Source organism: Thioalkalivibrio sp. XN279 (genome assembly GCF_011089885.1).
GTDB lineage: Bacteria > Pseudomonadota > Gammaproteobacteria > Steroidobacterales > XN24 > XN24.
In genome coordinates this window covers 342,695-367,369 of record NZ_JAANBD010000028.1, presented here as the reverse complement: position 1 = coordinate 367,369, position 24,675 = coordinate 342,695, and the positions used below count along the sequence as shown (strand labels likewise).

Here is a 24,675-nt window from a genome sequence, read left to right as displayed (position 1 = left end):
GAGACTTCGCCCGGCATGTTCACCGGCATCATCGAAGCCGTCGGCAGCATCAGCGCCCTCGAGCCGCGCGGGGGCGACGTGCGCCTGCGCGTGCAGGCGGGCGGGCTGGATCTTGCGGCCGCGGCCATAGGCGACAGCATCGCGGTGAACGGCTGTTGCCTGACTGCGGTGGAACTCGCGGCGGACGGCTTTGCCGCCGACGTGTCGCGCGAAAGCCTGGCGCTCACCACGCTCGGCAGACTGGAGCGGGGCAGCCGCGTCAACCTCGAGCGCGCGCTGACGCTCGCCAAGCCGCTGGGCGGCCACCTCGTCACCGGCCACGTGGATGGTGTCGGCGAGGTGGAGAGCCGCGCCGACGACGGGCGCTCGGTGCGCTTTCGCATCCGGGTGCCCGCGGAGCTCTCCCGCTACCTGGCGCGCAAGGGCTCCATTTGTGTCGACGGCGTGAGCCTGACCGTGAACGAGGTCGACGGCGCCGTGTTCGGCGTCAACATCGTGCCGCACACGCTGGAGGCCACGGTCTTCGGCAGCTATCGCGCGGGCAGCCGCGTGAACCTGGAAGTGGATATCGTGGCGCGCTACCTGGAGCGGCTGGTCGGCGAGCCCGGCGGCCTCAGCAGGGCGCGGCTGGAGGAATACGGTTTTGTCAAAGGTCACTGAGCTGAAGGACGAGGGCCTGCGCCTCGATCCCATCGACGACGTGCTGGCCGACCTGCGCGCGGGGCGCATGGTCATCGTGATGGACGACGAGGACCGCGAGAACGAGGGCGACCTGCTGATGGCGGCGTCCATGGTGCGGGCCGAGGACATTAACTTCATGGCGCGTTTCGGCCGCGGCCTGATCTGCCTGACGCTGACCCCGGCGCGCTGCGAGCAATTGCGCCTGCCGCTGATGGTCAGCGGTACCGACCGTGCGCGCAGCACCAACTTCACCCTCTCGATTGAGGCCGCCGAGGGCGTCACCACCGGGATCTCGGCTCACGATCGCGCCCATACCATCCAGACCGCGGTGGCTCCGGGCGCGCGTCCCGAGGACCTGCGCCAGCCCGGGCACATCTTCCCGCTCATGGGACAGCCCGGGGGCGTGCTGACGCGGGCCGGACACACCGAGGCTGGCTGCGACCTGGCGCGCCTCGCGGGGCTGGAGCCGGCAGCGGTGATCGTGGAGATCCTCAACGAGGACGGCACCATGGCGCGGCGGCCCGATCTCGTGGCCTTCGCCCGCAACCACGGTCTGAAGATGTGCACCATCGCCCAGCTCATCCGCTACCGGCTGGAGAAGGAAGAGTCCGTCGAGCAGATATCCGAGGACCGGATCGAAACCGAGTTCGGTCCTTTCCGCATGGTGTGCTTCGAGGACCACGTGCACCAGGACGTGCACCTGGCGCTGGTGCGTGGCGACATCAGGCCGGGCACCGTTCCGCTGGTGCGCGTGCAGCTGACCGACACGCTGCGCGACCTCGTCGGCGTGCGCTCGACACAGCTCGGCTGGCCGCTGCGCGACGCCATGCAGCGCATTGCGCAGGAAGAGCAGGGGATCGTCGTGCTGCTGCGCCGCCATGAACTGCCGCGGGAGCTGGTCGATTCCGTCTCGCTGCTGTCCGGGCGTCCGGTGGCGCCGGGCGATCACCGCGACGGCCAGGAATCGCGCGTGTTGCGCACCTACGGCATCGGCGCCCAGATCCTGCGCGCGCTCGGCGTGCGTCGCATGCGGGTGCTTTCCGCGCCGAAACAGATGTACGGCCTCTCGGGCTTCGGCCTCGAGGTCGTCGATTACGTGAACCATTGAGCAGCGACCGCTCGAGGGACGGGACATGGACAAGCTGAGAAAAATCGAGGGCGAGCTGTCGGCGCGCGACCTGCGTATCGGGATCGTGGCGGCGCGCTTCAACGAGTTCATCGTCGACAGCCTGGTGCGCGGCGCGGTTGATGCGCTGCTGCGCCTCGGCGCAAGCGAGAAAGACATTACGCTGGTGCGCGTGCCCGGGGCGTGGGAGATGCCCTGGGCGGTGAAGAAGATGGCGGCTGCGCGGCGTTACGACGCCATCATCGCGCTCGGCGCCGTAATCCGCGGCGCCACGCCGCACTTCGATTACGTCGCCGGCGAATGCGCCAAGGGGATTGCGCAGGCGGGGCTCGCCACCGATACCCCGGTGGCCTTCGGCGTGCTCACCACCGACACCATCGAGCAGGCGCTGGAACGTGCCGGCACCAAGGCCGGCAACAAGGGCGCCGACGCCGCCATGTCTGCAGTCGAGATGGCGCGCCTGGTGGCGCGCCTGGAGGGCTGAGGTGGCCGAAACCGGCAACAGTCGCCGCCGCCGGGGCCGCAGCGCCTCGCGCGAGCTGGCCTTGCAGGCGCTCTACCAGTGGCAGATCGGCGGCCAGCTGGGCAAGGACGTGCTGCTGGAGTTTCTTGCCGAGCGCATGCCGCAGGGTGCCGACGAGGCGTATTTCAAGGACCTGGTGCTGCAGGCGACGGAGCACGCCGCCGAGCTCGACGCCTCGCTGGGGGACTTTTCCGACCGGCCCGTGTCCCAGCTCGACCCGGTGGAGCACGCGATATTGCTCATCGGGATGTACGAGCTGGCGCACAAGCCCGAGATTCCCTGGCGCGTGGTGATCAACGAGGCCGTGGACCTGTGCCGGCGCTACGGCGGCACCGACGGGCATCGTTTCGTCAACGCCGTGCTGGACCGGGCAGCGCGCCGCCACCGTGCGCCGGAGACCGGCGCCGCCGAGGCCTAGGAGGACCGTAATGCCGTTGTCCGCACCGGCCGAGCGTGAAGCCATCCACCGGCGCGAGATCGAGTGTCGCGGCTTCCGCCGTGCCGACGGCCTGTGGGACATCGAAGGGCGCATGAGGGACACCAAGGACTACGGCTTCGACAGCCGTTATCGCGGGCGGGTCGAGCCCGGCATGCCGGTGCACGACATGTGGATGCGCATCACCCTGGACGACCAGCTGGAGATCAAGGCCATCGAGGCCGCCTCCGACGCCCATCCCTTCCCCAATTGCGGCGGCATCGAGCCGGCCTACGAGACCCTGGTCGGGACGCGCCTGCGGCCGGGCTGGACCAAGCTGGTGATGCAGCGGCTCGGCGGCGTGGCCGGCTGCACGCACCTCACCCGCCTGGTGCAGGAGCTGGCCGTGGTGGCGCTGCAGACCATCATGCCGCTGAAGAGCCGTGACGAGGCGGTGACCGAGGGCATGCAGAAGAAGCCGCCGCACCTGGACGGCTGCCACGCGCTGGCCACCGACGGACCCATCGTGCGCGAGATTGCGCCGCGCTGGTATCGCGGCGCACAGTGAGCGGGGGCGAATTCGATCTCATCGCGCGGCTCACCCGGGCCCTGCCGTGCCGTCGCGCCGACGTGGTGCTCGGGCCGGGCGACGACGCTGCCGTGTTGCGGCCACCGCCGGGCATGGCACTGGTCCAGACCATCGACACCTGCCTCGAGGGCGTGCATTTCCCTGCCGGCATGAGTGCTGAAGATATCGGCTGGCGCAGCCTCGCGGTCAACCTGTCCGACCTGGCGGCGATGGGTGCGGAGCCGGCGTGGGGGCTCCTGTCCCTGTCCCTGCCGGCCGCCGACGAGGACTGGCTGGACGGCTTCGCGCACGGGGTCGGCGCACTGGCGGCCGAGAGCGGCATGGACCTGGTCGGCGGCGACATGGTGCGCGGCCCGCTGGCCGTCAGTTTCGCCTTGACCGGCTTCGTCCCGGAGGCGGAGGTCTTGCGCCGCGACGGGGCGCACGAGGGCGACGAGATCTGGGTGACCGGCCCGCTGGGTATCGGCGCAGCCGGGCTGGCGGCCTGGCAGCGTGGCGAGCCGGCGGGCGCGGCCGCGTTCCTGCGGCCCCGGCCCTGCCTGGTGCAGGGCCGAGACCTGCGCGGCCTGGCGACAGCGGCGATCGACGTTTCCGACGGCCTGCTGCAGGACCTCGGCCACATCCTTGCGCGCAGCGGGGCCGGCGCGGTGCTGGAGCTGGAACGGCTGCCCCTGCCACCCGGTCGCGAAGGCGACGACGGGCTCGACATGGCGCTGCACGGTGGCGACGACTACCAGCTCTGCTTCACCGTGCCACCGGAGCGGCGTGCCGACCTGACGGCGCGCATGGCCGGCTGGCCGGAGCTCGGCGTGTGCATCGGCCGCATCCGCGCCGGGCGCGGGGTGGAACTGCGCCGCAACGGGCAGGCGGTATCCCTGCCCGGCGGCGGCTGGGATCACTTCCGGGAGCCGGCCCGGTGACGCGCCTGGCGCCCGGCCTGCTGCGCGACCCGGTGCACTTCCTGGCGCTGGGCTTCGGCGCCGGCCTCGTCCCGGTGGCGCCGGGCACTGCGGGCACGGTGGTGGGTGTCCTGATCGACCCCTTGCTGCGACCGCTGGGCCTGGAGCTGCGCGTGCTCGTGGTGGTGGTGATGGCCCTCGCCGGCATCTGGATCTGCGGCGCCAGCGCCCGCCGCCTGGGCGTGCATGATCACCCTGCCATCGTGTGGGACGAGATCGTCGGCTACCTGGCGCTGATGCTGCTGCTGCCGGCAGGCTGGATTTGGGCGCTGGTCGGCTTTGGGGTGTTCCGCCTGTTCGATATCTGGAAGCCCTGGCCGATTCGCCAACTGGATCACGCCGTCGGCGGCGGGCTGGGCATTATGCTCGACGACATTGCAGCGGCCGCTTGGGGCGCGCTCGTGCTCGCGGCGGTCCTGTACCTCGCTGGGATGTACTGACAGGAGATATCCACCGGCATGGCCTTGACGCGCGAAAAGAAGCCCGAGATTCCGCAGAAGATCGGCAAGTACAACATCATTCGCGAAGTCGGCCGCGGCAGCTCGGGGACCGTCTATCTTTCGCACGACCCCTTCTACGGCCGCGACGTCGCCATCAAGCTCTACCAGGAGGTGAGCGGCGACGATCCGCGCGAGCAGGAAGCGGCGCGCAAGATGTTCTTCAACGAGGCGCAGATGGTCGGGCGCCTGCAGCATCCGAACATCCTGCCGATTTACGACGCCGGTGAGGAAGACGGCCGCTACTACGTGGTGATGGAGCACGTGCACGGCGCGCGCACCCTGTCCGCCTATTGCCGGGCCGACAACCTGCTGCCCATCGACGAGGTCGTGCGCATCATGTTCAGCGCGGTGCGCGCCATGCATTACGCGCACACGCGGGGACTGGTCCATCGCGACATCAAGCCCAGCAACATCATGCTGACCATCGACAACGAAGTGCGCGTGATCGACTTCGGCATCGCCATGTGGCAGGACGCCGAGATCTCCGCCATCCGCGGGGTTGCCGGGTCGCCGAGCTACATGTCGCCCGAGCAGGTCAAGGCGGACGAGGTCACACCGCGCTCCGATCTCTACGCCCTCGGCGCCGTGATGTATGAGCTGCTCACCGGGCGCCGCCCGTTCAAGGCCTCCAACCTGGCCAAGCTGCTGCACCAGATCGTGTTCGCCACCCCGCTGCCGATCCATCGCATACGCACCGACGTGCCCGAGGACCTCGAGGAGATCGTGTGGCGCGCCATGCGCAAGAAGCCCACGGACCGTTTTTCCAGCGGGCTGGAGTTCGCCGCGGCGTTGACCCAGGCGCACCAGTCGATGCGCAACGCACGCGACGTCATGGACGAGCGCGAGCGCGTCGGCCTGCTGCGCGGCCTGCACTTTTTTCACGACTTCTCCCACACCGAGATCCGCGAGCTCATGAAGGCCGCGGCATGGCGCGAGTACGCCGCCCGCCAGGACATCGTGCGCCAGGGCGACATGGACGACCGCTTTTACGTGATCGTGAGCGGGGAAGTGGCCGTGGAGAGCGACGGCAAGCAGGTGGGCCGGCTCGCGGCCGGCGACTGTTTCGGCGAGAGCAGCGCGGTGCCGAACGCGCGCCGCCTGGCGACCATACGCGCCATCGGCCCGGTGACGCTCCTCCAGGTCAGTTCCACGATGCTCGAGACCCTGTCGGCGTCGTGCCAGCTGCGTTTCAACCGCACCTTCCTCAAGAACCTCATCCAGCGGCTGCACGGGCACCCGGCGCGCTGAGGGAAGACGACCATGACGAAGGAAGTGCTGGCGATGAGGCTGTGGCGGCGGTTGGGCGCCAACGCGACCGGCCGACGCCTGTTCTCACGCGTGGTGTGCATGAAGGCGCCGTATTTCGGCTCCATCGCGCCACGCGTCGAGGTGCTCGAGCCCGGCTTGTGCGAGGCCGAGATGAAGCAGCGGCGCAGCGTGCAGAACCACATCGGCACGGTGCACGCGATCGCGCTGTGCAACCTTGCCGAGCTGTGCGCCGGCCTGGTCACCGACGTCAGCATCCCTGCCGACATGCGCTGGATTCCCAAGGGCATGACGGTGCGCTACCTGGCGAAGGCCAAGGGCTGCATTCGCGCTTCGGCCCGGCCGCGGATGACGCCGGTGTCTGCCGCCAAGGCCTACGACCTGGTGATCGAGGTGGTCCTCAAGGACGAGCACGGCCGCGAGGTGGCAGCAGCCGATATCGACATGTGGCTGACACCCCGTAACTAGACCGGCAGCGGCCCGTCCTTGTCCTTGTCGCGCTGGATCAGCGCGTACGCCGAGTGGTTGTGGATGGACTCGAAGTTCTCCGACTCCACCGTGTAGGCGCGGATGCGCTCGTCGGCATTCAGCCGCACGGCGATGTCGCGCACCAGGTCCTCGACGAACTTGGGATTGTCGTAGGCGCGCTCGGTGACGTACTTCTCGTCCGGGCGCTTGAGGATCCCGTAGAGCTCGCAGGAGGCTTCCTGCTCGGCCAGCTCGATCAGCTCCTCCAGCCACACCAGGCCGTCGACCTTGGCGCAGATGGTGACGTGGGAACGCTGGTTGTGGGCGCCGTAATCGGAGATCTTCTTGGAGCAGGGGCACAGGCTGGTGACCGGGACCACGACCTTGACCCAGATGATGCTCTCGCCGCCCCTGCGCTCGCCGATGAGGCTCGCCTTGTAGTCCATCAGGCTCTGCACGCCCGAGACCGGCGCTGCCTTGTTGACGAAATACGGGAAGCTCATCTCGATGTGCCCGGACTCCGCGTCCAGCCGCTCGGTCAGTTCGCTCATCATGTCGCGGAAGGACTTCACGGAGATTTCCCGCTCGTGGTTGTTGAGGATCTCCACGAAACGGGACATGTGCGTGCCCTTGAAGTTGTGGGGCAGGTCCACGTACATGTTGAAGTTGGCGACGGTGTGCTGCTCGCCGCCGGTGCGCTCCTTGATGCGCACCGGATGGTAGATGTCCTTGATGCCGACCTTGTTGATCGGGATCTTGCGCAGGTCTGCGCTGCCCTGGACGTCGGCTATGGGATCGATGTTAATGGCTCCGGCCTCGCTCACGTCTTTCATGTCTGGTCGTCCCCGGTTGGGCTGGTGTTCCGGCACCGCCCCCTGGGCGGCCTGGGGCCGCTGGAACGGATCCGATCGGGCGGCTTGCCCGGGTTTTCGTCACATCCCGGCCGCAGGATTCACCCCGCGGCGGGCTCAGGATTCTCCCACGGTACGGAGTTCCGGCTCGCGCCGCCAGGCGCGCAGCGCCTCGAGCACCGAGTCCGCGTCCAGGCCCGCAGCCGCGAGGCATTCGCCGCGCGAGCCGTGCTCGATGTAATGGTCCGGTATGCCGACGTTGAGCAGCGGCACCAGCACCCGGTGCGCCGCCAGGCATTCGCCCACGGCGCTGCCGGCGCCGCCCATCACTGCATTGTCCTCGAGCGTCACCAGCGCGGAGTGACTCCGCGCCATCGTGAGCACGAGATCCTCGTCCAGCGGCTTGACGAAACGCATGTTCACCACCGTGGCGTCGAGTTTCTCTGCTACCTGCTCGGCCACCGGCACCATGGCGCCGAAAGCGAGCAGGGCGACGCCCTTGCCGCGACGACGTACCTCGGCTTTCCCCAGCGGCAGCGCCTTCATCTCGATCTCGATCGGGGCGCCGGGTCCGGTGCCGCGCGGGTAGCGCACGGCGCTCGGGCCGTCCAGCGTGATGCCGGTGTACAGCATCTGGCGGCACTCGTTCTCGTCCGCCGGCGCCATCACCGTCATGTTGGGAATGCAGCGCAGGAAGGACAGGTCGTAGGCGCCGTGGTGCGTGGGGCCGTCGTTCCCCACCAGGCCGCCGCGATCGAGCGCGAACACCACCGGCAGGTTCTGCAGCGCGACGTCGTGGATCAGCTGGTCGTAGCCCCGCTGCAGGAAGCTGGAATAGATGGCGACCACGGGGCGCAGGCCCTCGCAGGCCAGGCCGGCGCCGAGCGTGACGGCGTGCTGCTCGCAGATGCCGACGTCGAAATAGCGTTCCGGGAAGCGGCGCGAGTACTCCACCATGCCGGAGCCCTCGCGCATCGCCGGCGTGATGCCCACGACACGCTCGTCGGCGGCCGCCATGTCGCACAGCCAGTCGCCGAAGATCGCCGAATAGGTCTTGCCCTTCGACGGCGCCTTGTGGATCTCGCCTTTCTCCGGGTCGAACGGGCCAGGGCCGTGCCACAGGATGGGATCGGCTTCCGCGGGCGCGTAGCCCTTGCCCTTGCGCGTGACCACGTGCAGGAACTGGGGACCCGGCAGGTCGCGCACGTTGCGCAGCGTCTTCAGGAGCACGTCGGTGTCGTGGCCGTCGACCGGTCCGATGTAATTCAGGCCGAGCTCCTCGAACAGGGTGCCGGGCAACACCATGCCCTTGACGTGCTCCTCCGAGCGGCGCGCCAGTTCCCACACTGTCGGCATGCGGCGGATCAGCTTCTTGCTGCCCTCGCGGATCTGCGAATAGAGCTTGCCGGAGAGCACGCGCGCCAGGTAGTGCGACATGGCGCCGACGTTCTCGGAGATCGACATGTCGTTGTCGTTGAGGATGACCAGCAGGTCGACGTCGAGGCTGCCGGCATGGCACAGCGCCTCGTACGCGAGCCCGGCGGTCAGCGCGCCGTCGCCGATCACGGCCACCACCCGACGCCGTTCGCCTTTCTGCTTGGCGGCGATCGCCATGCCGAGGGCGGCGCTCACCGAGGTGCTGGAGTGGCCGACGCCGAAGGTGTCGTACTCGCTCTCGAAACGGGTCGGGAAGGGCGCCAGGCCGCCGAGCTGGCGGATGGTGGAGAGGCGGTCGCGTCGGCCGGTCAGGATCTTGTGCGGGTAGGCCTGGTGGCCCACGTCCCACACGAGTCTGTCGTGCGGGGTGTCGAAGACGTAATGCAGCACGGTGGCCAGCTCGACGGTGCCGAGGTTGGCGGCGAAATGCCCGCCCGTGTGCGCCATGGTCTCGACCAGGTAGCTGCGCAGCTCGTGCGTGACCGCCTCCAGCGCTTCCTCCGGCAAGGCCCTGAGGTCGGCTGGATCCTGGATGCTGAAGAGCAGGGGAAATTTGTCCTCGAGACCCATATCGGTGTCAGCGTGCCGTTCGAGGTGGAAAGGAAGCCCGGATTATCCGCCAGACAGCCGGCGCTGTCCAAACCGGGGCGGCGGCCTGCTCAGTGCCGCCGTTCGGTCAGCCAGCCCGACAGCCAGCGCAGCGGGTCGGCCGAGGGGCCCAGCGGGGCCAGCGCGGCGATGGCCTCGTCGTGGAGCTCCCGCAGCCGCGCCTTGGCGCCCTCCAGGCCGGCCACGGCCGGATAGTTGGGCTTCTGCAAAGCGGCATCCGCCTGGGCACGCTTGCCCAGCACCTCGGTTTCGCCCTCGACGTCGAGTATGTCGTCCTGCACCTGGAAGGCCAGCCCGATGGCGTGCCCGTAGCGGTCGAGGGCATCCCGCGTCGCCGGCGCGAGCGTCTCCGCACCGGCCGCGGCCATCATGACGCTGGCGTGGATCAATGCACCGGTCTTGAGGCGGTGCATCTGCTCCAGCTGGGCCACGGAGAGCTCGTGCCCCGCCGCCTCGAGGTCGACGGCCTGGCCGCCGGCCATGCCCGCCGTGCCCGAGGCCCGTGCCAGCAGCCGGATGGTCTCCAGCCGCAGGGGGGGCTCCGCGATCATCGCCGGGTCTGCCGCGAGGATTTCAAAAGCCAGCACCTGCAGCGCGTCGCCGACGAGGATCGCCGTGGCCTCGTCATAGGCGCGGTGGCAGGTCGGGCGGCCGCGACGCAGGTCGTCGTCGTCCATGGCGGGCAGGTCGTCATGCACCAGGGAGTAGGCGTGAATCAGTTCCACCGCCGCGGCCGGGCCGTCGAGGCGCTCCATGGGGACGCCCAGGGCTTCACCCGTGAAGTACACCAGCCCGGGTCGCACCCGCTTGCCGCCGCCGAGCACCGCGTAGCGCATGGCCTCGTGCAGGCGCCCGGGCGCCGCGGCGGCCTGCGGCAGCCAGCGCTCCAGCACCTGCTCGACTCGGGCGGCACAGGCCGCGAGCTTCTGCTCGTCGGTCATTGCTCGGGCTCGAAGGGCTCCAGGCCGCCGTCCGCCGAATCCCGCGTCAGGATCTCCACTTTCTGTTCTGCTGCGCGCAACGCGGCCTGGCAACGGCGCGTCAACGCGACCCCGCGCTCGAACGACGCCAGCGCCTGTTCCAGCGGCTGGTCGCCGGACTCCAGCTCCCCCACGAGTTGCTCGAGTGCGGCCAGCGCCTGTTCAAAGTCGAGGGTGTCCGCCTCGGCCGGGGCCGGCGGCGGGGTTTTCTGCTTGGGCATCGGGTGGGTACCCTTGACTGGGGTGAGCGCTTACGATACCGGCCTCGTCGGCCTGTAATCAATCCGCAGGCACCACCCCGGGCTGTATGTCGAGTTGACACTCGGCGGTGCCGGGACTAACCTTCCAGCGGTGATTTAGACTAAGTCTAAATTGAGTCCAAGTCGCATTGGCGGTGCAGTGCAACAGCACCTGCGCCACCGCTATTTGCAGCGAGAGTTTTCCCGGCCGTCGGCCGGGTTGGGAATCACCTCAGGAGGATACGATCCATGTCAAATCTGAAGGGCAGCAAGACCGAGCATAATCTCAAGGAGGCTTTCTCGGGCGAGTCCCAGGCCAACCGTCGTTACCTGTACTTCGCATCGAAGGCCGATGTCGAAGGCTACAACGACGTCGCCTCGGTGTTCCGTTCGACGGCCGAAGGCGAGACCGGTCATGCGCACGGCCACCTCGAGTATCTCGAGGCGGTGGGTGATCCCGCCACGGGCCTGCCGATCGGCGGCACCTCCGACAACCTGAAGGCGGCGATTGCCGGCGAGACCCACGAGTACACCGACATGTACCCGGGCATGGCCAAGACCGCCCGCGACGAGGGTTTCGACGAGATCGCCGACTGGTTCGAGACGCTGGCCAAGGCTGAGCGCAGCCACGCCAACCGTTTCCAGAAGGCCCTCGACAACCTCGAAGGCTAAGCACCCTGGTGCCAGGGACGCCGCCGGCCTCGCCGGCGGCGTCCCGCCGTACCTGCCGGACCCGCTCTTACGGGTCCTGAACCCTGCCAGTAGTCACTGGGGCAGACCTAGGAGTTCGCCACATGTCGCTCGATACCCCCCGCCGCGAAGGTAGCCTGGAGGCGCCCACGCGGCACCCGGTTGCATGGAAGTCCCCGGAATTCTGGGACGAGGAAAAGCTTTTCGGCGAGATGGAGCGCGTGTTCGACATCTGTCACGGGTGTCGGCGCTGCTTCAGCCTGTGCAACTCTTTCCCGCTGCTGTTCGATGCCATCGACGAGTCCGACACGGGCGAGGTCGACGGGATCGGGCACGAGGTCTACTGGCAGGTGGTCGATCACTGCTACCTGTGCGACATGTGCTACATGTCGAAATGTCCCTACGTGCCGCCGCACGAGTGGAATATCGATTTTCCGCACCTCATGCTGCGGGCCAAGGCGGTGCGCTTCAAGAAGGAAGGCGCCAGCCGCCGCGACCGGATCCTCACCTCGACCGATGCCGTCGGCAAGCTGGCCGGTATCCCGGTCGTGGCCGAAGTCGTCAACGCCGTGAACGCGACCTCCGGCGGCCGCAAGCTGCTGGAGAGCGTGCTCGGCGTGCACCGCGATGCGCCGCTGCCGAAGTACCACTCGCGCAGCATGCGCAGCCGCCTCAAGGGCCGCGCCGAGAACCCGCAAGCCACGCCGGTCGAGGGCACGAAGGGCCGCGTGGCCCTGTTCGCCACCTGCTACGGCAACCGTAACGTGCCGGAGGTGGGCGAAGACCTGGTGAAGGTGTTCGAGCACAACGGCATCCCGGTGAAGCTGGTGGAGAAGGAGCAGTGCTGCGGCATGCCGAAGATGGAGCTGGGCGACCTCGAGGCCGTGCAGCGCTCCATGGAAGCCAACATCCCCGTCCTCGCCAGGGCCGTGGATGACGGCTGGGACATCGTGGCGCCGGTGCCGTCCTGCGCCCTCATGTTCAAGCAGGAACTGCCGCTGCTGTTCCCGGAGCGCGAGGACGTGAAGAAGGTGGCCGCGGCGATGTTCGATCCCTTCGAGTACCTGGCACTGCGCCACAAGGGCGGCAAGCTCAAGACCGACTTCGCCCAGCCGCTGGGCAAGGTCAGCTACCAGGTGCCTTGCCACCTGCGGGTGCAGAACATCGGCCTCAAGACCCGCGACATCCTCTCGCTGGTGCCCGACACCAAGGTCGAGGCCATCGAGCGCTGCTCGGGCCACGACGGCACTTACGCGGTGAAGAAGGAGTTCCACGACACCTCGGTGAAGATCGCACGTCCCGTGGTGAACAAGGTCAAGGGCGCCGCGCCGGACCATTTCGTGAGCGATTGCCCCATGGCGGGCGACCAGATCGCGCACGGCATGAAGGACGGCACCACCGCGAAACACCCGATGACGCTGCTCAAGATGGCCTACGGCCTCTGAGCCTGGTGATCACGGGGGGTCGCCCCGGGGGAACCGCAGCCAACAGAATCACGGAGAGACACGAATGACACAGCTGACCGCATCCGACCTGATGAGCCTCGAGCAGTACGCCCGCGAGCGTGCCGACTTCCGGGCCAAGGTGCTGGAACACAAGAAAACCCGCCAGGTCGCCCTGGGCCCGAACGCGACCCTGTACTTCGAGGACGAGCTCACCATCCGCTACCAGGTGCAGGAGATGCTGCGCATCGAGCGCATCTTCGAGGCCGAGGGCATCGAGGACGAGCTGTCCGCTTACAACCCGCTGATCCCGGACGGCAGCAACTGGAAGGCCACCTTCATGCTGGAGTACCCGGACATCGAGGTGCGCAAGCGCGAGCTGGGCAAGCTCATCGGCGTCGAGGACAAGGTCTGGGTGCAGGTCGACGGGCACGACAAGGTCTACGCCATCGCCGACGAAGACCTGGAGCGCGATACCGACGAGAAGACCTCCTCGGTGCACTTCATGCGCTTCGAGCTCGACGACGACATGGTGCAGGCCCTCAAGGGCGGCGTGGGCCTGGCGATGGGCGTCGACCACGACAACCTGTCGGTCACCGTCACGGTGCCCGACGGCGTGCGTGCCAGCCTGGTCAACGACCTGAGCTGACAGCCGGCGCCTGCGCCGGGACACAAACGCGCCCGGCGCGAACTGCGCGGCGGCACCCGTTCCGGGGCCGCCGCGTTTTCTTGTCCGTTCTAAGCCCCCGCGCCATGCGTTAGAATCCTCCCCCGTCCGCGCGATCATGCCCGGATGCACGGGGAACCCATGAGCAACGATTACAACGCCTCCTCGATCGAGGTCCTCAGCGGGCTCGATCCGGTCCGGCGCAGGCCGGGCATGTACACCGACACCACGCGCCCGAACCACCTCGCGCAGGAGGTGATCGACAACAGCGTGGACGAGGCTATCGCCGGCCACTGCAAGAAGATCACGGTGACGCTGTTTCGCGACGGCTCGCTGCAGGTCGAAGATGATGGTCGCGGCATGCCGGTGGACATCCATCCCCAGGAAGGCATCCCCGGCGTCGAACTGATCCTCACCCGCCTGCACGCAGGCGGCAAGTTCTCCAACAAGAACTACCAGTACTCCGGCGGCCTGCACGGCGTGGGCGTCTCGGTGGTGAATGCCTTGTCGCGCAACCTCGAGGTGTGGATCAAGCGCGGCGGGCGCGAGTACAACATGAGCTTCCGCGGCGGTGACCCGGCCGGGGCGCTGGAGGAGGTCGGCACGGTCGGCAAGAGCAACACCGGCACCACCATCCGCTTCTGGCCGGACGAGAAGTACTTCGACTCGCCGAAGATCTCCGTGCCGAGGTTGAAGCACCTGCTGCGCGCCAAGGCCGTGCTGTGCCCGGGGCTGGAGGTGGTGCTGCATCTCGAGGCCGAGGGCGAGACCGAGACCTGGCGCTACGAGGGCGGGCTGGGCGATTACCTTGCCGAGGCGCTGGAAGGGCAGGCTGCGATCCCGGCCGAGCCCTTCGTCGGCAGTGTCCAGGGCGGCACCGAGGCCGCCGACTGGGCGCTGGCCTGGCTGCCCGAGGGCGGCGAGCCCCTGGCCGAGAGTTACGTGAACCTCATTCCGACGGTACTCGGCGGGACGCATGTCAACGGCTTTCGCGCCGGCCTGACCGAGGCGTTGCGGGAGTTCTGCGAGTTCCGCAACCTGCTGCCGCGCGGCGTGCGCCTCACCCCCGACGACGTCTGGGCGCAGGTGGCCTATGTGCTGTCGGTGAAGCTGGAGGATCCGCAGTTTTCCGGCCAGACCAAGGAACGGCTGTCCTCGCGCGAATGCGCCGCTTTCGTCTCGGGGACGGTGAAAGACGCGCTGGCCATCTGGCTGAACCAGCATCCCGAGGCGGGGGAGAGCATCGCCCAGCTGGCGATCGCCAACGCGACCACGCGCCTCAAGGCCGGCCGCAAGGTGGTGCGCAAGCGCGTGGTCAGCGGCCCGGCCCTGCCGGGGAAGCTCGCCGACTGCACCTCGCAGGACCCGGGGCGCACCGAGCTGTTCCTCGTCGAGGGCGACTCGGCCGGCGGTTCGGCCAAGCAGGCGCGCGATCGCGAGTTCCAGGCCGTGATGCCGCTGCGCGGCAAGATCCTCAACACCTGGGAGGTCGACCCGTCCGAGGTCCTGGCCTCGCAGGAGGTGCACGACATCAGCGTCGCGCTGGGGGTGGATCCGGGCTCCGGCGACCTGCGCGGCCTGCGCTACAACCGCGTCTGCATCCTCGCCGATGCGGACTCCGACGGGCTGCACATTGCCACCCTGCTGTGCGCGCTGTTCCTCAGGCATTTCCCGGCACTGGTGGACGCCGGCCACGTCTACGTGGCCATGCCGCCGCTGTTCCGCATCGACGTCGGCAAGCAGGTGTATTACGCGCTGGACGACGCCGAGCGGCGCGGCGTGCTGCACCGGATCGAGGCCGAGAGCATCAAGGGCAAGGTCACGGTCACCCGCTTCAAGGGCCTGGGCGAGATGAGCGCCATCCAGCTGCGCGAGACCACCATGGCGCCCGAGACGCGCCGGCTGGTGCAGCTGACGCTGGATGCCGGCGACCGGACGCATGAGCTGATGGACATGCTGCTGGCGAAGAAGCGCTCGGCGGACCGCCGTGAGTGGCTGCAGGCCAAGGGCAACCTCGCGGAGGTGACGCCGTGAAGGAGATGGAGCTCAACTTCGAGGGCGTCGAGCGCCTGCCGCTGAAGGAATTCACCGAGAAGGCGTACCTCGACTACTCGATGTACGTGATCCTCGACCGCGCCCTGCCGCACATCTCCGACGGCCTCAAGCCGGTGCAGCGGCGCATCGTGTATTCCATGAGCGAGCTCGGCCTTTCCGCCGGGCAGAAGCCGAAGAAATCGGCCCGCACCGTGGGCGACGTGATCGGCAAGTTCCATCCGCACGGCGATTCGGCCTGCTACGAGGCCATGGTGCTGATGGCGCAGTCCTTCAGCTACCGCTACCCGATCATCGACGGCCAGGGCAACTGGGGCTCGCCCGACGATCCCAAGGCCTTCGCTGCCATGCGCTACACCGAGGCGCGCCTGACGCCCTACGCGGCCGCGCTGCTGTCCGAGCTCGGCCAGGGCACGACGGACTGGCAGCCCAACTTCGACGGCACGCTCAGCGAGCCGGTGCGGCTGCCGGCGCGCGTGCCGAACGTGTTGCTGAACGGCGCTTCGGGCATCGCCGTCGGCATGTCCACCGACATCCCGCCGCACAACCTGCGCGAGGTGATCGACGCCTGCATTCACCTGCTGGAGAACCCGAAGGCGGATCTCGACGCGCTGCTGGAATACGTGCGCGGGCCGGACTTCCCCACCGGCGCGGAGCTGGTCTCCCCGGCGGCGGACATCCGTGCCATCTACGAGACCGGCAACGGCACGCTACGCTTGCGCGCCCGCTGGGAACGGGAAGACGGCGACATCGTCATCAACCAGCTGCCCTGGCAGGTGTCGGGCAACAAGGTGCTGGAGCAGGTGGCGGCGCAGATGCGCGCCAAGAAACTGCCCATGGTGGAGGACCTGCGTGACGAGTCGGACCACGAGAACCCGACCCGGCTGGTGATCGTGCCGCGTTCCAACCGGGTCGACTGCGAGGCGCTGATGGCGCACCTGTTCGCCACCACCGACCTCGAGCGCACCGTGCGCGTCAACATGAACATCATCGGCCTGGACGGACGGCCGCGAGTGATGAACCTGGTCGGGCTGCTCGGCGAATGGCTCGAGTACCGCATCCAGACCGTGACGCGCCGCCTGCAATACCGCCTCGAGAAAGTCGAGGCGCGACTGCACGTGCTCGACGGGCTGCTGGTTGCCTATCTCAACATCGACGAGGTGATTCGCATCATCCGCACGGAGGACGCGCCTAAGCCCGTGCTGATGTCGACCTTCGGCCTCTCCGATGCCCAGGCCGAGGCGATCCTCGAGCTGAAGCTGCGCCACCTGGCGAAGCTGGAGGAGATGAAGATCCGCGGCGAGCAGGATGCGCTGGCCGCCGAGCGTGACACCTTGCAGAAGACGCTGGACAGCAAGACGCGCTTGAAGAAGCTGGTGCGCGATGAGCTCGCGGCTGACGCCGAGAAGCATGGCGACGAGCGGCGCACACGGATCGTGCAGCGCGCCGCGGCGCAGGCGCTGGACGAGACCGCGCTGGTGCCGGCGGAGCCGGTGACCATCGTGCTTTCCGAGCGCGGCTGGGTGCGGGCGGCCAAGGGGCACGACATCGATCCGACCAGCCTCAGTTATCGCTCCGGCGACGCCTTCCTGGCTGCGGCGCGCGGGCGCAGCAACCAGGCGGCGATGTTCCTGGACAGCACCGGCCGGGTGTACAGCCTGCCGGCGCACGGCCTGCCGTCTGCACGCGGTCAGGGCGAGCCGCTCTCCGGTCGCCTCAATCCGCCCGACGGCGCCAGCTTCGCCGGCGTGCTGATCGGCGCGCCCGAGGACAAGTGGCTGTTGTGCGCCTCTGACGGCTACGGCTTCGTGGCACAGCTGGCCGAGCTGGCTTCGCGCAACCGCAGCGGCAAGCACGTGCTCAAGGCCAGCGGCAAGGCGCAGGTCCTGCGCCCGTCCCCGGCCTCGAGTGCGGAGGGCGCACTGGTTGCTGCCGTCAGCAGCAGCGGCAAGTTGCTGGTCTTCCCGGCGGCGGAGCTGTCCGAGCTGGCGCGCGGTCGCGGCAACAAGATGCTCGGGATCGACGCGAAGAAGTTCGCCGCGGGCGAGGAGGCCATGGTGTCCGCCGTCGTGCTGCCGCCGGAGACTGCGCTCAAGGTGGTATGCGGCCAGCGCGTCATGACGCTGAAGCCGAAGGACCTCGAACCCTACCTGGGCGAGCGGGCGCGCCGCGGGGCGCTGCTGCCGCGGGGCTGGCGCAAGGTCGACGAGCTCGCGGTCGAGGGCTGACCTCCGCGTTGGCCACGGTGTACCGACCGTGGCCGCGCCATGACAGGGTCCCCTGGGCTCGGCGAAATCTTTAGCTCGCCCAGTGGACCCTGTCATGTCCCGGCCACTGCGCCAGTGGCCGTGCCGACTCGTGCCTGTGCCAAACCGCGCTGGTCCGCCCTCGCCGCGTGAGGCCGGTAAGCCGTGGTCCCACGATCGTGCCTCGATGGCGGCTTGCAGGCGGGATGGCTGGTCTGCAGGGCGGAGGCCGCGATGACAGCGGCAGAGCCGTGACGTCACAGGCTCACCGAGCGAGATAAAGATTTCCCGAGCGAGGGGAGCCTGTGACGGCGCGGCGGCCCGCCCGGATACTGCCGGCGCGACGCAACCGCCAACGGGGAGCTAGCCGCCGGAGAGCACGACCTCAGGCTCGCGGATCTGGTAGCCCTGGATGTAGTGCACGCCCAGTTGCCACAGTACCGCCATGGTGTTGGCGTCCTCGACGCGCTCGGCGATGGTGCGGATGTCGCGCGTGCGTGCCTGGTCCACGATGGCCTTGACCCGTTCCTGCAGGGGCTCGTCCCCGGCCAGGCCCTGCATCAGCGAACCGTCGATCTTCAGGTAGTCCATCGGCAGGTGGCTGAGCAGTTGCACCGAGCTCGGCCCGGCCGTGAACGCCTCGAGCGAAAAGCCGAAGCCGATTTTCTTCAGGCGGTTCACCATGTCGAGCGTCTGCTTCAGGTGGCTCGCAGCGACTTCTTCCGTCACCTGGAACACCACCACGCCTTCGGGCAGTTTCGTGTTCTTGCGGCAGGTTTCCAGCCAGGCCGGCAGCATGGCGTCCAGCATGGTGTCCTTCGACAGCCGTACCAGCGCAGTCGCTCCAGGGTGGGCCATGCAGAAAGAGAAGGCGGCGCCGATCACCCAGCGGTCGATGTTCTTGATCACCTTGTTGCGTTCGGCCGCACGCATGAACTGCGCGGGCATCACTTCCTCGCCCTGCTCGTCGATCATGCGCACGAAGAGATCGTGCAGGTCGCGGTCTTCGCCGCTGAGGCTGGCGATGGGCTGGTCCGCGAGGCGGAAGCGGTTCTCGATGAGCGCGCGCTTGATGCGGCTGAGCCAGAGCTGGTCCTGTTCCTCGATGCGGCTCGAATCCTCGGCCTGCTGGCTCATGCCCACCTGGCCGCCCGCCAGTTCCGTCGCCCGCGCCAGGGCCTCGCTCGCTTCCGCATACAGGTCGTCGGCGTTGATGCCGCGGCGGTCGGCGATCGCGATGCCGGCGCTGATGGAAAGCGAGACCGACTTGCCGCCGGCCTCGAACAATGTGCGCGCCACGCGTGAGACGACGCTCGCAGCCCAGGCCTTGAGGTCGCGCCGCGTGCCGCGCGCCGCCAGTGCGCCGAACTCGTTGGTCGCCAGGCGGCCGTATAGGTCGCGTGACTGGACGGCGTCGCGCAGCACGTCCGCCACGCCGGCAAGGACGAGCTCGAGTCCGTGGGCGCCGACCTGGCGGTGCAGGCCGTAGAAGTCGTCCACCCGGAACAGCACCAGCGCCTGCACGCCGGCCGGCGGGTCCTCTTCCAGCCGCTCCGTCATTTTTTCCAGCAGGTAGCGGCGCCCGAACAGGCCGGTGGCCTGGTCCAGCCGCAACGCAGCCTGCAGCCGCTCCGCCAGCGATTCCTCGTCCTCCTGCCCGCGCGCCGGGATGCGGACGCGCACGCAGTCCTCGTCGTCGAAGCGCGCCGGCTCGAGTTCGAGTACCAGGGATACGGGCTGGTCCTGGCGGTTGATCCCCGTGGCCTTGAGTCCCTGTGGCGGCCAGCGGCCCTGCATGCATGCGACCAGCGCGCCCTTGATTGCGGGCTGGTGCTCGCTGGAGAACAGGTCCATGAAGGTCAGGCCGGGCAGGGCCTGCTCGTCGTCGAAGCCGAACAGGCTGGCCCAGGCATGGTTGGCGTCCAGCACGATCCCCTCGCCGACGTGGGCGATGGCGTCGCCCGTGCCGGCGACCACCTGCTGCAGTTGTTCACGGTAGCTCGAGGCACTGCGCACGGCGCCCTTCAAGGCGCGGTTGAGGCGGCCGGCCTTGAGAGCGCGCTCCAGCACGGCGCCGAGGCGGTCGGTGCGGCGCAGGGACACGGCATCATGCGCGCCGGCGCCGATGTCGTCGGCGATGACGTCCTCGTCCAGTTCCTCGCGGCAGCTGATGAGCGGGACTTCGATACCGGTTGCATCGAGCACGGCTGCGGCCGTCGCCAGCAGGTTCTCGTTCTCCGCGGAGAACACCACGACCAGTTCGCACTCCCCGCTGCCGAGGTGGTCGGCGAGATCGCCGGCGTCGTCGATGCGCTGCACGTGAGCCGCGCGCCCGTTGTTGCGCAGCACCCGGTTGACGGCCTCGGCGTTGTCTTCGTGCCGGCTGAGCACAATGACTGGAACGGCGGTGGTTTCGCTCAAGCAGGATTCCTCGCGTGCAGGCCCGTCATTCTAGCACCGCTGTTCCGGGAGGCGACCCGCGTCCGCCGGCCCCCACCGGCGTCTTTGACGGTGCGCCTTCCACTTCCTGCACCAGCCGCGGCACGAGATAGCCTGGCAGTCGCGCCGCCAGTGCGTCGTGCAGCGCCAGTGCATGACTTGCGCCGGTGTCGAAATGTGCCGTGCCGCGCGCGCGGTCCAGCAGGTGCAGGTAGTAGGGCAGCACGCCGGCCGCGAACAGCTCGCCCGAGAGCGCTGCCAGCGTGTCGACGTCGTCGTTGATGCCGCGCAGCAGCACCGCCTGGTTGAGCAGCGTGGCGCCCGCGTCCGCAAGGCGCCTCAGCGCGGCGCGGACATCGTCGTCGAGTTCGCGTGGGTGGTTGACGTGTACCACCACCACGACGGGCCAGCGCAGCCCCTCCAGCCACTTCAGCAGCAGTTCGTCCACGCGGCTCGGCAGCACCACGGGCGTGCGCGTGTGGATGCGCAGGCGCCGCAGCTCTTCCAGGCGGGCCAGCGCCGCGGTGATGCGCGCGAGTCGCGCCGTGGGCAGCGCCAGCGGGTCGCCACCGGACAGAATGACTTCCTCCAGCCCGGGCATCGCGGCCAGTTCCGCCATCGCGGCATCGAGACGGGCCGGCGTCAGGGCGCCCGCTGCATAGGGAAACTCGCGCCGGAAACAGTAGCGGCAGTTGACGGCGCAGCCGCCGGTGGTCATCAGCAGCGCGCGGCCGCGGTATTTCGCCAGCACGCCGGGCGCACGCAGCGCCGCCAGGTCGCCCACCGGGTCGCTGCGATAGCCGGGTTGGGCCACGGTTTCCGCGCCCAGCGGCAGGACCTGCAGCAGCAGCGGGTCGCGCGGGTCGCCGCGGCGCATGCGCGCGACGAAACCGCGCGGGACCTTGAGCCCGAACAGCGCCGCGGCCTGCCGCGCCGCCGGCAGCAGGGCAGGGTCGAGGTCGAGCAGCCGGAGCAGCTCGGCGGGATCCGTGACGGCCTCGGCCAGCTCGCGCCGCCAGGGTTCCAAGTGACGCGCTGCCGTCCCGGGCGTTATCATTGCCTGCTTATGCAACCCACCTTCCACTTATGGCCCAGCCGCGGGTAATTTCATGGCGACCTATAGTACCAACGAGTTCCGTTCCGGCCTGAAGCTGCTGCTCGACGGCGACCCCTGTGTGATCCTGGAGAACGAGTTCGTCAAGCCCGGCAAGGGCCAGGCGTTCAACCGGGTGAAGCTCCGCAACCTCAAGACCGGCCGGGTCAACGAGAAGACCTTCAAGTCCGGCGACAGCGTCGAGGGCGCCGACGTCGTCGACACCGACATGCAGTACCTCTACTACGACGGCGAGTTCTGGCACTTCATGGTGCCGGACACTTTCGAGCAGCACGCCGCCGACGCCAAGGTGGTGGCCGAGGCGAAGGACTGGCTCAAGGAGCAGGACTTCTGCCAGGTCACGCTGTGGAACGGCCAGCCCCTGCTGGTCTCGCCGCCGAACTTCGTCGAGCTGAAGATCGTCGAGACCGATCCGGGCGTGCGCGGCGACACCGCGACGGGCGGCCAGAAGCCGGCCAAGCTGGAGACCGGGGCAGTGGTGCGCGTGCCGCTGTTCATCGAGGAAGGCGAGGTGATTCGCGTCGACACCCGTACCGGTGCCTACGTCTCCCGCGTCAAGTAATTCCCCGAGCTGGCAGCCGACGGCGTCGCTCGAGGCGCTGCGGCTGCGCGCCCGGCTGCTGGCGGAGACGCGCGCCTTCTTCGACGCACGCGGCCTGCTGGAGGTGGAGACGCCCCAGTTGTCGACCGCGGCGGCCACGGACCTGCACCTCGAGAGCCTGCAGGCGCGCGCGCCGGGCGGCGGGCTCGACGGCTGGCTGCACACCTCGCCGGAATTCCCGATGAAGCGCCTGCTGGCGGCCGGCAGCGGCGACTGCTGGCAGCTGGCGCGCGTGTTCCGCGGCGGCGAGCACGGCCGGCGCCACAACCCGGAATTCAGCCTGCTGGAATGGTACCGGGTGGGCTGGGATGCGACGCGACTCATGGACGAGGTGGAAGCATTCGTGCGGGCGCTCGCGGCGGGACGCCTGCCGTTGCAGGATGCGTTGCGGCTGAGTTACCGCGAGGCGTTTCGGCGCCATGCCGGTCTCGATCCGTTCGGCGCCGCCGCGGGCGAGCTGGCAGCCGCCCTGGAGGCGCGTGCCGTCCAGATCCCGCAGGGGGTAGCGCAGGACAGGGACGCCCTGCTGGACTTGGCGCTCGCCCTGCTGGTGGAGCCGGCGCTCGATCCGGCGCAACCGACCTTCATCCACGATTTCCCTGCCAGCCACGCGGCGCTGGCGCGCATCCGCCCGGGTGACCCGCCGGTGGCAGAGCGCTTCGAGCTGTTCCTCGGCGGCATGGAGCTGGCCAACGGCTTTTGCGAACTCACCGATGCCACGGAGCAGCGCGCGCGCTTCGCGGCCGATCTCGACGCCCGCCGACGCCGTGGCCTGGCGACCCTGCCGCTGGACGAGCGCTTGCTCGCGGCGCTGGCGCACGGCCTGCCCGCATGCTCCGGTGTCGCGCTGGGGTTCGACCGGCTGGTGATGCTGCTGGCCGGCGCCGAAGATATCCGCGACGTGCTTGCCTTCGGCTGGGGGCGGGCCTGAGCCGGCAGCACGCCGGAGACATCCCGAGGAACTGACCCATGCATGAATCTCGCGCCCCTGACTACGCCGACAAGGCGGCCTTTTACGGTGAGCTGGCCGCCCAGGCCCGCGCCCTGACCGCGGACGAGCCCGACCGCGTGGCGAACGCCGCCAATGTGGCCGCGCTGGTGTTCCAGGCGCTGCCGCGCATCAACTGGGCCGGGTTCTATTTCCTGCAGGGCGAGGTGCTGGTGCTCGGACCGTTCCAGGGCAAGCCCGCGTGCGTGCGCATCCCGGTCGGCAAGGGCGTGTGCGGGACCGCCGTGGCCGAGGCGCGCAGCCAGCGCGTCGAAGACGTGCATGCATTCCCGGGCCACATCGCCTGCGACGTGGACTCGCGCTCGGAGGTCGTGGTGCCGCTGCGCGACGCGTCCGGCGCCATCATCGGGGTGCTGGACATCGACAGCCCGGAGCCGGCGCGCTTCGACGCCGCGGATCTCGCCGGCGTCGAGGCCCTGGCTGCGGCCGTGCGCTGGTAGGCGCGGCGCTGCTCAGGAGGCGAGCGTCTCGCCGAGCCGGACCCTGCGCCCCGCGCTGATGGCGGGGGCGAAGCGCGGCCCGCCCTGCGGCAGGATCACGATGACCGTGGAGCCGAAATTGAAGCGGCCGAGTTCCTCGCCGCGCGCCAGCCGCACCGAGCCCGGTCCTTCCTGCGGATAGCGCCAGAAGGCGGCCTGGCGGTCGGGGCCGGGCGCGACCTCGCCGGCCCAGGTGGTCTCGATCGAGCCCACGTTCAATGCGCCCACCAGGACCACTGCCATGGGGCCGAAATCCGTCTCGAACAGGCACGCCACGCGCTCGTTGCGCGCGAACAGGCGCGGCACGGCGCTCACCGTGGCGCCGTTGACGCTGAACAGGGCGCCCGGCAGGTAGCGCATCTCCACCAGCCGGCCGTCCGCCGGCGCGTGGATGCGGTGATAGTCGTAGGGCGCCAGGTAAAGGGTGGCAAAGCTGCCGTCCCACAGCGCTTCCGGCGCCGGCCCCCCCAGCAGGCGCTCGAGGTCGTAGCGAAAGCCCTTGGCCTGGAACAGCTGGCCGTCCTCGACGTCCGTGCACTGGCTGACGCGGCCGTCCACCGGACAGGCCAGGGCCTCCGCTGCCGTCGGCATGGGGCGCGCTTCAGGCTGCAGCGCGCGGGTGAAAAAGGCGTTGAAGCTGGCATAGGCCAGCGGGTCGGGCTCGGCCGCCTCGCTCATGTCGATGCGGAACATCGCCATGAAGCCGCGCACCAGCGCGGTGCGGGCCCACGGGACCTCCAGCCGCCCCAGCCATCCCACCAGGCGCGAGATCGCATGCTGGGGCAGCAGGTACTGCAGCCACGCGAAGAGCCGCGCGCCCATCAGTCGGCCGGCTGGCCGATCGGCGCGGTGACTTCGATGCGGTCGCCATCGGCCAGGATCAGGCGCAGCGGGATCTCGCCCTCGGCGGGAATGCCTTCGACCGCCTGCATGAGCATCAGGTGCAGTCCGCCCGGCTCGAAGCTCACGGTTTCGCCCGGCGGGATGGTCACGCTCTCCTGGTGACGCATGCGCGCCATGCCGTCGACGGTGACCGTGCCGTGGATTTCGACGGCGTCGAACAAGGGACTCTCGGCGCCGACGACGACCGCCGGCTCCGTGCCCGTGTTGCGCAGCTTGAGGTAGCCCGCGGTCATGCGCGCCGCGGGAGGCACCTGGCGTACCCAGGCCGCGGAGACTTCCAGCGTGCCCGCGGGCACGCCGGCCACCGGCGCCGGGCTGGCCGGGGGCGTCGCGTCATCCGGGGCGCAAGCCGCGAGCAGGGCGACCAGCGCGAGCGTCATCAGTCTCATG

25 protein-coding genes are annotated in these 24,675 nt (G+C 69.0%); 17 read left to right on the top strand and 8 right to left on the bottom strand.

What is annotated here, in order from left to right; translation table 11 throughout:
- The first annotated feature begins 15 nt into the window (after nucleotides 1–15).
- The 9 genes from G8346_RS11335 to G8346_RS11295 all read left to right on the top strand — a co-directional run bounded on the left by G8346_RS11335 (nucleotide 16) and on the right by G8346_RS11295 (nucleotide 6,527).
- A complete protein-coding gene (locus G8346_RS11335; protein ID WP_166051274.1) occupies nucleotides 16–660 on the top strand; it encodes a riboflavin synthase in 645 nt (214 codons plus the stop codon).
- A gap of 67 nt (nucleotides 661–727) precedes the next feature.
- On the top strand, nucleotides 728–1,789 hold the full coding sequence (gene ribB, locus G8346_RS11330; RefSeq protein ID WP_240901480.1) for a 3,4-dihydroxy-2-butanone-4-phosphate synthase: 1,062 nt from the start codon (nucleotides 728–730) through the stop codon (nucleotides 1,787–1,789).
- Between the two features lie 25 nt (nucleotides 1,790–1,814).
- Nucleotides 1,815–2,291: a 6,7-dimethyl-8-ribityllumazine synthase gene (gene ribE, locus G8346_RS11325; protein ID WP_166051272.1), complete on the top strand. Its 477-nt coding sequence runs from the start codon at nucleotides 1,815–1,817 to the stop codon at nucleotides 2,289–2,291.
- 1 nt (nucleotide 2,292) lies between these two features.
- Complete coding sequence (gene nusB / locus G8346_RS11320) at nucleotides 2,293–2,748, top strand: transcription antitermination factor NusB (protein WP_166051270.1); 456 nt, start codon at nucleotides 2,293–2,295, stop codon at nucleotides 2,746–2,748.
- A gap of 10 nt (nucleotides 2,749–2,758) precedes the next feature.
- Entirely contained in the window at nucleotides 2,759–3,313 is a 555-nt protein-coding gene (locus G8346_RS11315; RefSeq protein ID WP_166051268.1) for a DUF2889 domain-containing protein, read from the top strand.
- On the top strand, nucleotides 3,310–4,254 hold the full coding sequence (thiL, locus tag G8346_RS11310) for a thiamine-phosphate kinase (RefSeq protein ID WP_370520614.1): 945 nt from the start codon (nucleotides 3,310–3,312) through the stop codon (nucleotides 4,252–4,254). Before G8346_RS11315 ends, thiL begins: the two co-directional genes overlap by 4 nt.
- Nucleotides 4,251–4,733: a phosphatidylglycerophosphatase A gene (locus tag G8346_RS11305; protein ID WP_166051266.1), complete on the top strand. Its 483-nt coding sequence runs from the start codon at nucleotides 4,251–4,253 to the stop codon at nucleotides 4,731–4,733. The genes thiL and G8346_RS11305 overlap by 4 nt, the downstream gene beginning before the upstream one ends.
- Nucleotides 4,734–4,751: 18 nt before the next feature.
- Complete coding sequence (locus tag G8346_RS11300) at nucleotides 4,752–6,041, top strand: serine/threonine-protein kinase (RefSeq protein WP_166051264.1); 1,290 nt, start codon at nucleotides 4,752–4,754, stop codon at nucleotides 6,039–6,041.
- A 12-nt stretch (nucleotides 6,042–6,053) separates the two neighbouring features.
- Nucleotides 6,054–6,527 (top strand): hotdog fold domain-containing protein, encoded by a 474-nt coding sequence (locus G8346_RS11295; RefSeq protein ID WP_166051262.1) that lies wholly within the window; start codon nucleotides 6,054–6,056, stop codon nucleotides 6,525–6,527.
- On the opposite strand, the gene folE2 is transcribed toward G8346_RS11295, so the two are convergent.
- The 4 genes from folE2 to G8346_RS11275 form a co-directional block, all read right to left on the bottom strand.
- Entirely contained in the window at nucleotides 6,524–7,360 is an 837-nt protein-coding gene (gene folE2 / locus G8346_RS11290; protein WP_166051261.1) for a GTP cyclohydrolase FolE2, read from the bottom strand. The two genes, G8346_RS11295 and folE2, sit on opposite strands and share 4 nt — an antisense overlap.
- Before the next feature lie 135 nt (nucleotides 7,361–7,495).
- Nucleotides 7,496–9,385, bottom strand: a complete 1,890-nt coding sequence (dxs, locus tag G8346_RS11285; RefSeq protein WP_166051259.1) for a 1-deoxy-D-xylulose-5-phosphate synthase — start codon at nucleotides 9,383–9,385, stop codon at nucleotides 7,496–7,498.
- 89 nt (nucleotides 9,386–9,474) lie between these two features.
- Nucleotides 9,475–10,365 (bottom strand): farnesyl diphosphate synthase, encoded by an 891-nt coding sequence (locus G8346_RS11280; RefSeq protein ID WP_166051257.1) that lies wholly within the window; start codon nucleotides 10,363–10,365, stop codon nucleotides 9,475–9,477.
- On the bottom strand, nucleotides 10,362–10,625 hold the full coding sequence (locus tag G8346_RS11275) for an exodeoxyribonuclease VII small subunit (RefSeq protein ID WP_166051255.1): 264 nt from the start codon (nucleotides 10,623–10,625) through the stop codon (nucleotides 10,362–10,364). Before G8346_RS11275 ends, G8346_RS11280 begins: the two co-directional genes overlap by 4 nt.
- 267 nt (nucleotides 10,626–10,892) lie before the next feature.
- Here G8346_RS11275 and G8346_RS11270 point away from each other — a divergent pair, with 267 nt between their 5' ends.
- From G8346_RS11270 to parC, 5 genes are all read left to right on the top strand, one after another.
- Nucleotides 10,893–11,315 (top strand): rubrerythrin family protein, encoded by a 423-nt coding sequence (locus G8346_RS11270; RefSeq protein WP_166051253.1) that lies wholly within the window; start codon nucleotides 10,893–10,895, stop codon nucleotides 11,313–11,315.
- Nucleotides 11,316–11,437: 122 nt separating this feature from the next.
- Nucleotides 11,438–12,778: a heterodisulfide reductase-related iron-sulfur binding cluster gene (locus G8346_RS11265; protein WP_166051251.1), complete on the top strand. Its 1,341-nt coding sequence runs from the start codon at nucleotides 11,438–11,440 to the stop codon at nucleotides 12,776–12,778.
- A 64-nt stretch (nucleotides 12,779–12,842) separates the two neighbouring features.
- The gene (locus G8346_RS11260; protein ID WP_166051249.1) at nucleotides 12,843–13,424 is read left to right on the top strand and encodes a DUF3501 family protein; all 582 of its coding nucleotides are present in this window, start codon (nucleotides 12,843–12,845) and stop codon (nucleotides 13,422–13,424) included.
- Between the two features lie 159 nt (nucleotides 13,425–13,583).
- Nucleotides 13,584–15,476 carry a DNA topoisomerase IV subunit B gene (parE, locus tag G8346_RS11255; protein WP_166051247.1) on the top strand — a complete coding sequence of 631 codons (1,893 nt, stop codon included), beginning with the start codon at nucleotides 13,584–13,586 and terminating at the stop codon, nucleotides 15,474–15,476.
- Between the two features lie 5 nt (nucleotides 15,477–15,481).
- Nucleotides 15,482–17,722, top strand: coding sequence for a DNA topoisomerase IV subunit A (gene parC, locus G8346_RS11250; RefSeq protein WP_166051912.1), 2,241 nt, complete (start codon nucleotides 15,482–15,484; stop codon nucleotides 17,720–17,722).
- Between the two features lie 381 nt (nucleotides 17,723–18,103).
- Here the strand turns inward: parC and G8346_RS11245 are convergent, their stop codons facing one another.
- Together G8346_RS11245 and epmB are read right to left on the bottom strand one after the other, a co-directional pair.
- Complete coding sequence (locus tag G8346_RS11245) at nucleotides 18,104–20,161, bottom strand: EAL domain-containing protein (RefSeq protein ID WP_166051245.1); 2,058 nt, start codon at nucleotides 20,159–20,161, stop codon at nucleotides 18,104–18,106.
- Nucleotides 20,162–20,186: 25 nt separating this feature from the next.
- On the bottom strand, nucleotides 20,187–21,206 hold the full coding sequence (gene epmB / locus G8346_RS11240) for an EF-P beta-lysylation protein EpmB (protein ID WP_370520612.1): 1,020 nt from the start codon (nucleotides 21,204–21,206) through the stop codon (nucleotides 20,187–20,189).
- A gap of 82 nt (nucleotides 21,207–21,288) precedes the next feature.
- Between epmB and efp the strand changes: the two genes are divergently transcribed.
- The 3 genes from efp to G8346_RS11225 are packed head-to-tail and all read left to right on the top strand — an operon-like array spanning nucleotide 21,289 to nucleotide 23,343.
- Nucleotides 21,289–21,855, top strand: coding sequence for an elongation factor P (gene efp, locus G8346_RS11235; protein WP_166051241.1), 567 nt, complete (start codon nucleotides 21,289–21,291; stop codon nucleotides 21,853–21,855).
- On the top strand, nucleotides 21,830–22,825 hold the full coding sequence (epmA, locus tag G8346_RS11230) for an EF-P lysine aminoacylase EpmA (RefSeq protein ID WP_166051239.1): 996 nt from the start codon (nucleotides 21,830–21,832) through the stop codon (nucleotides 22,823–22,825). The genes efp and epmA overlap by 26 nt, the downstream gene beginning before the upstream one ends.
- 38 nt (nucleotides 22,826–22,863) lie before the next feature.
- Nucleotides 22,864–23,343 (top strand): GAF domain-containing protein, encoded by a 480-nt coding sequence (locus G8346_RS11225; protein WP_166051237.1) that lies wholly within the window; start codon nucleotides 22,864–22,866, stop codon nucleotides 23,341–23,343.
- Between the two features lie 12 nt (nucleotides 23,344–23,355).
- Here the strand turns inward: G8346_RS11225 and asd are convergent, their stop codons facing one another.
- Complete coding sequence (gene asd, locus G8346_RS11220) at nucleotides 23,356–24,204, bottom strand: archaetidylserine decarboxylase (protein WP_166051234.1); 849 nt, start codon at nucleotides 24,202–24,204, stop codon at nucleotides 23,356–23,358.
- A complete protein-coding gene (locus G8346_RS11215; RefSeq protein WP_166051232.1) occupies nucleotides 24,204–24,674 on the bottom strand; it encodes a copper chaperone PCu(A)C in 471 nt (156 codons plus the stop codon). The genes asd and G8346_RS11215 overlap by 1 nt, the downstream gene beginning before the upstream one ends.
- Nucleotide 24,675 lies beyond the last annotated feature (1 nt).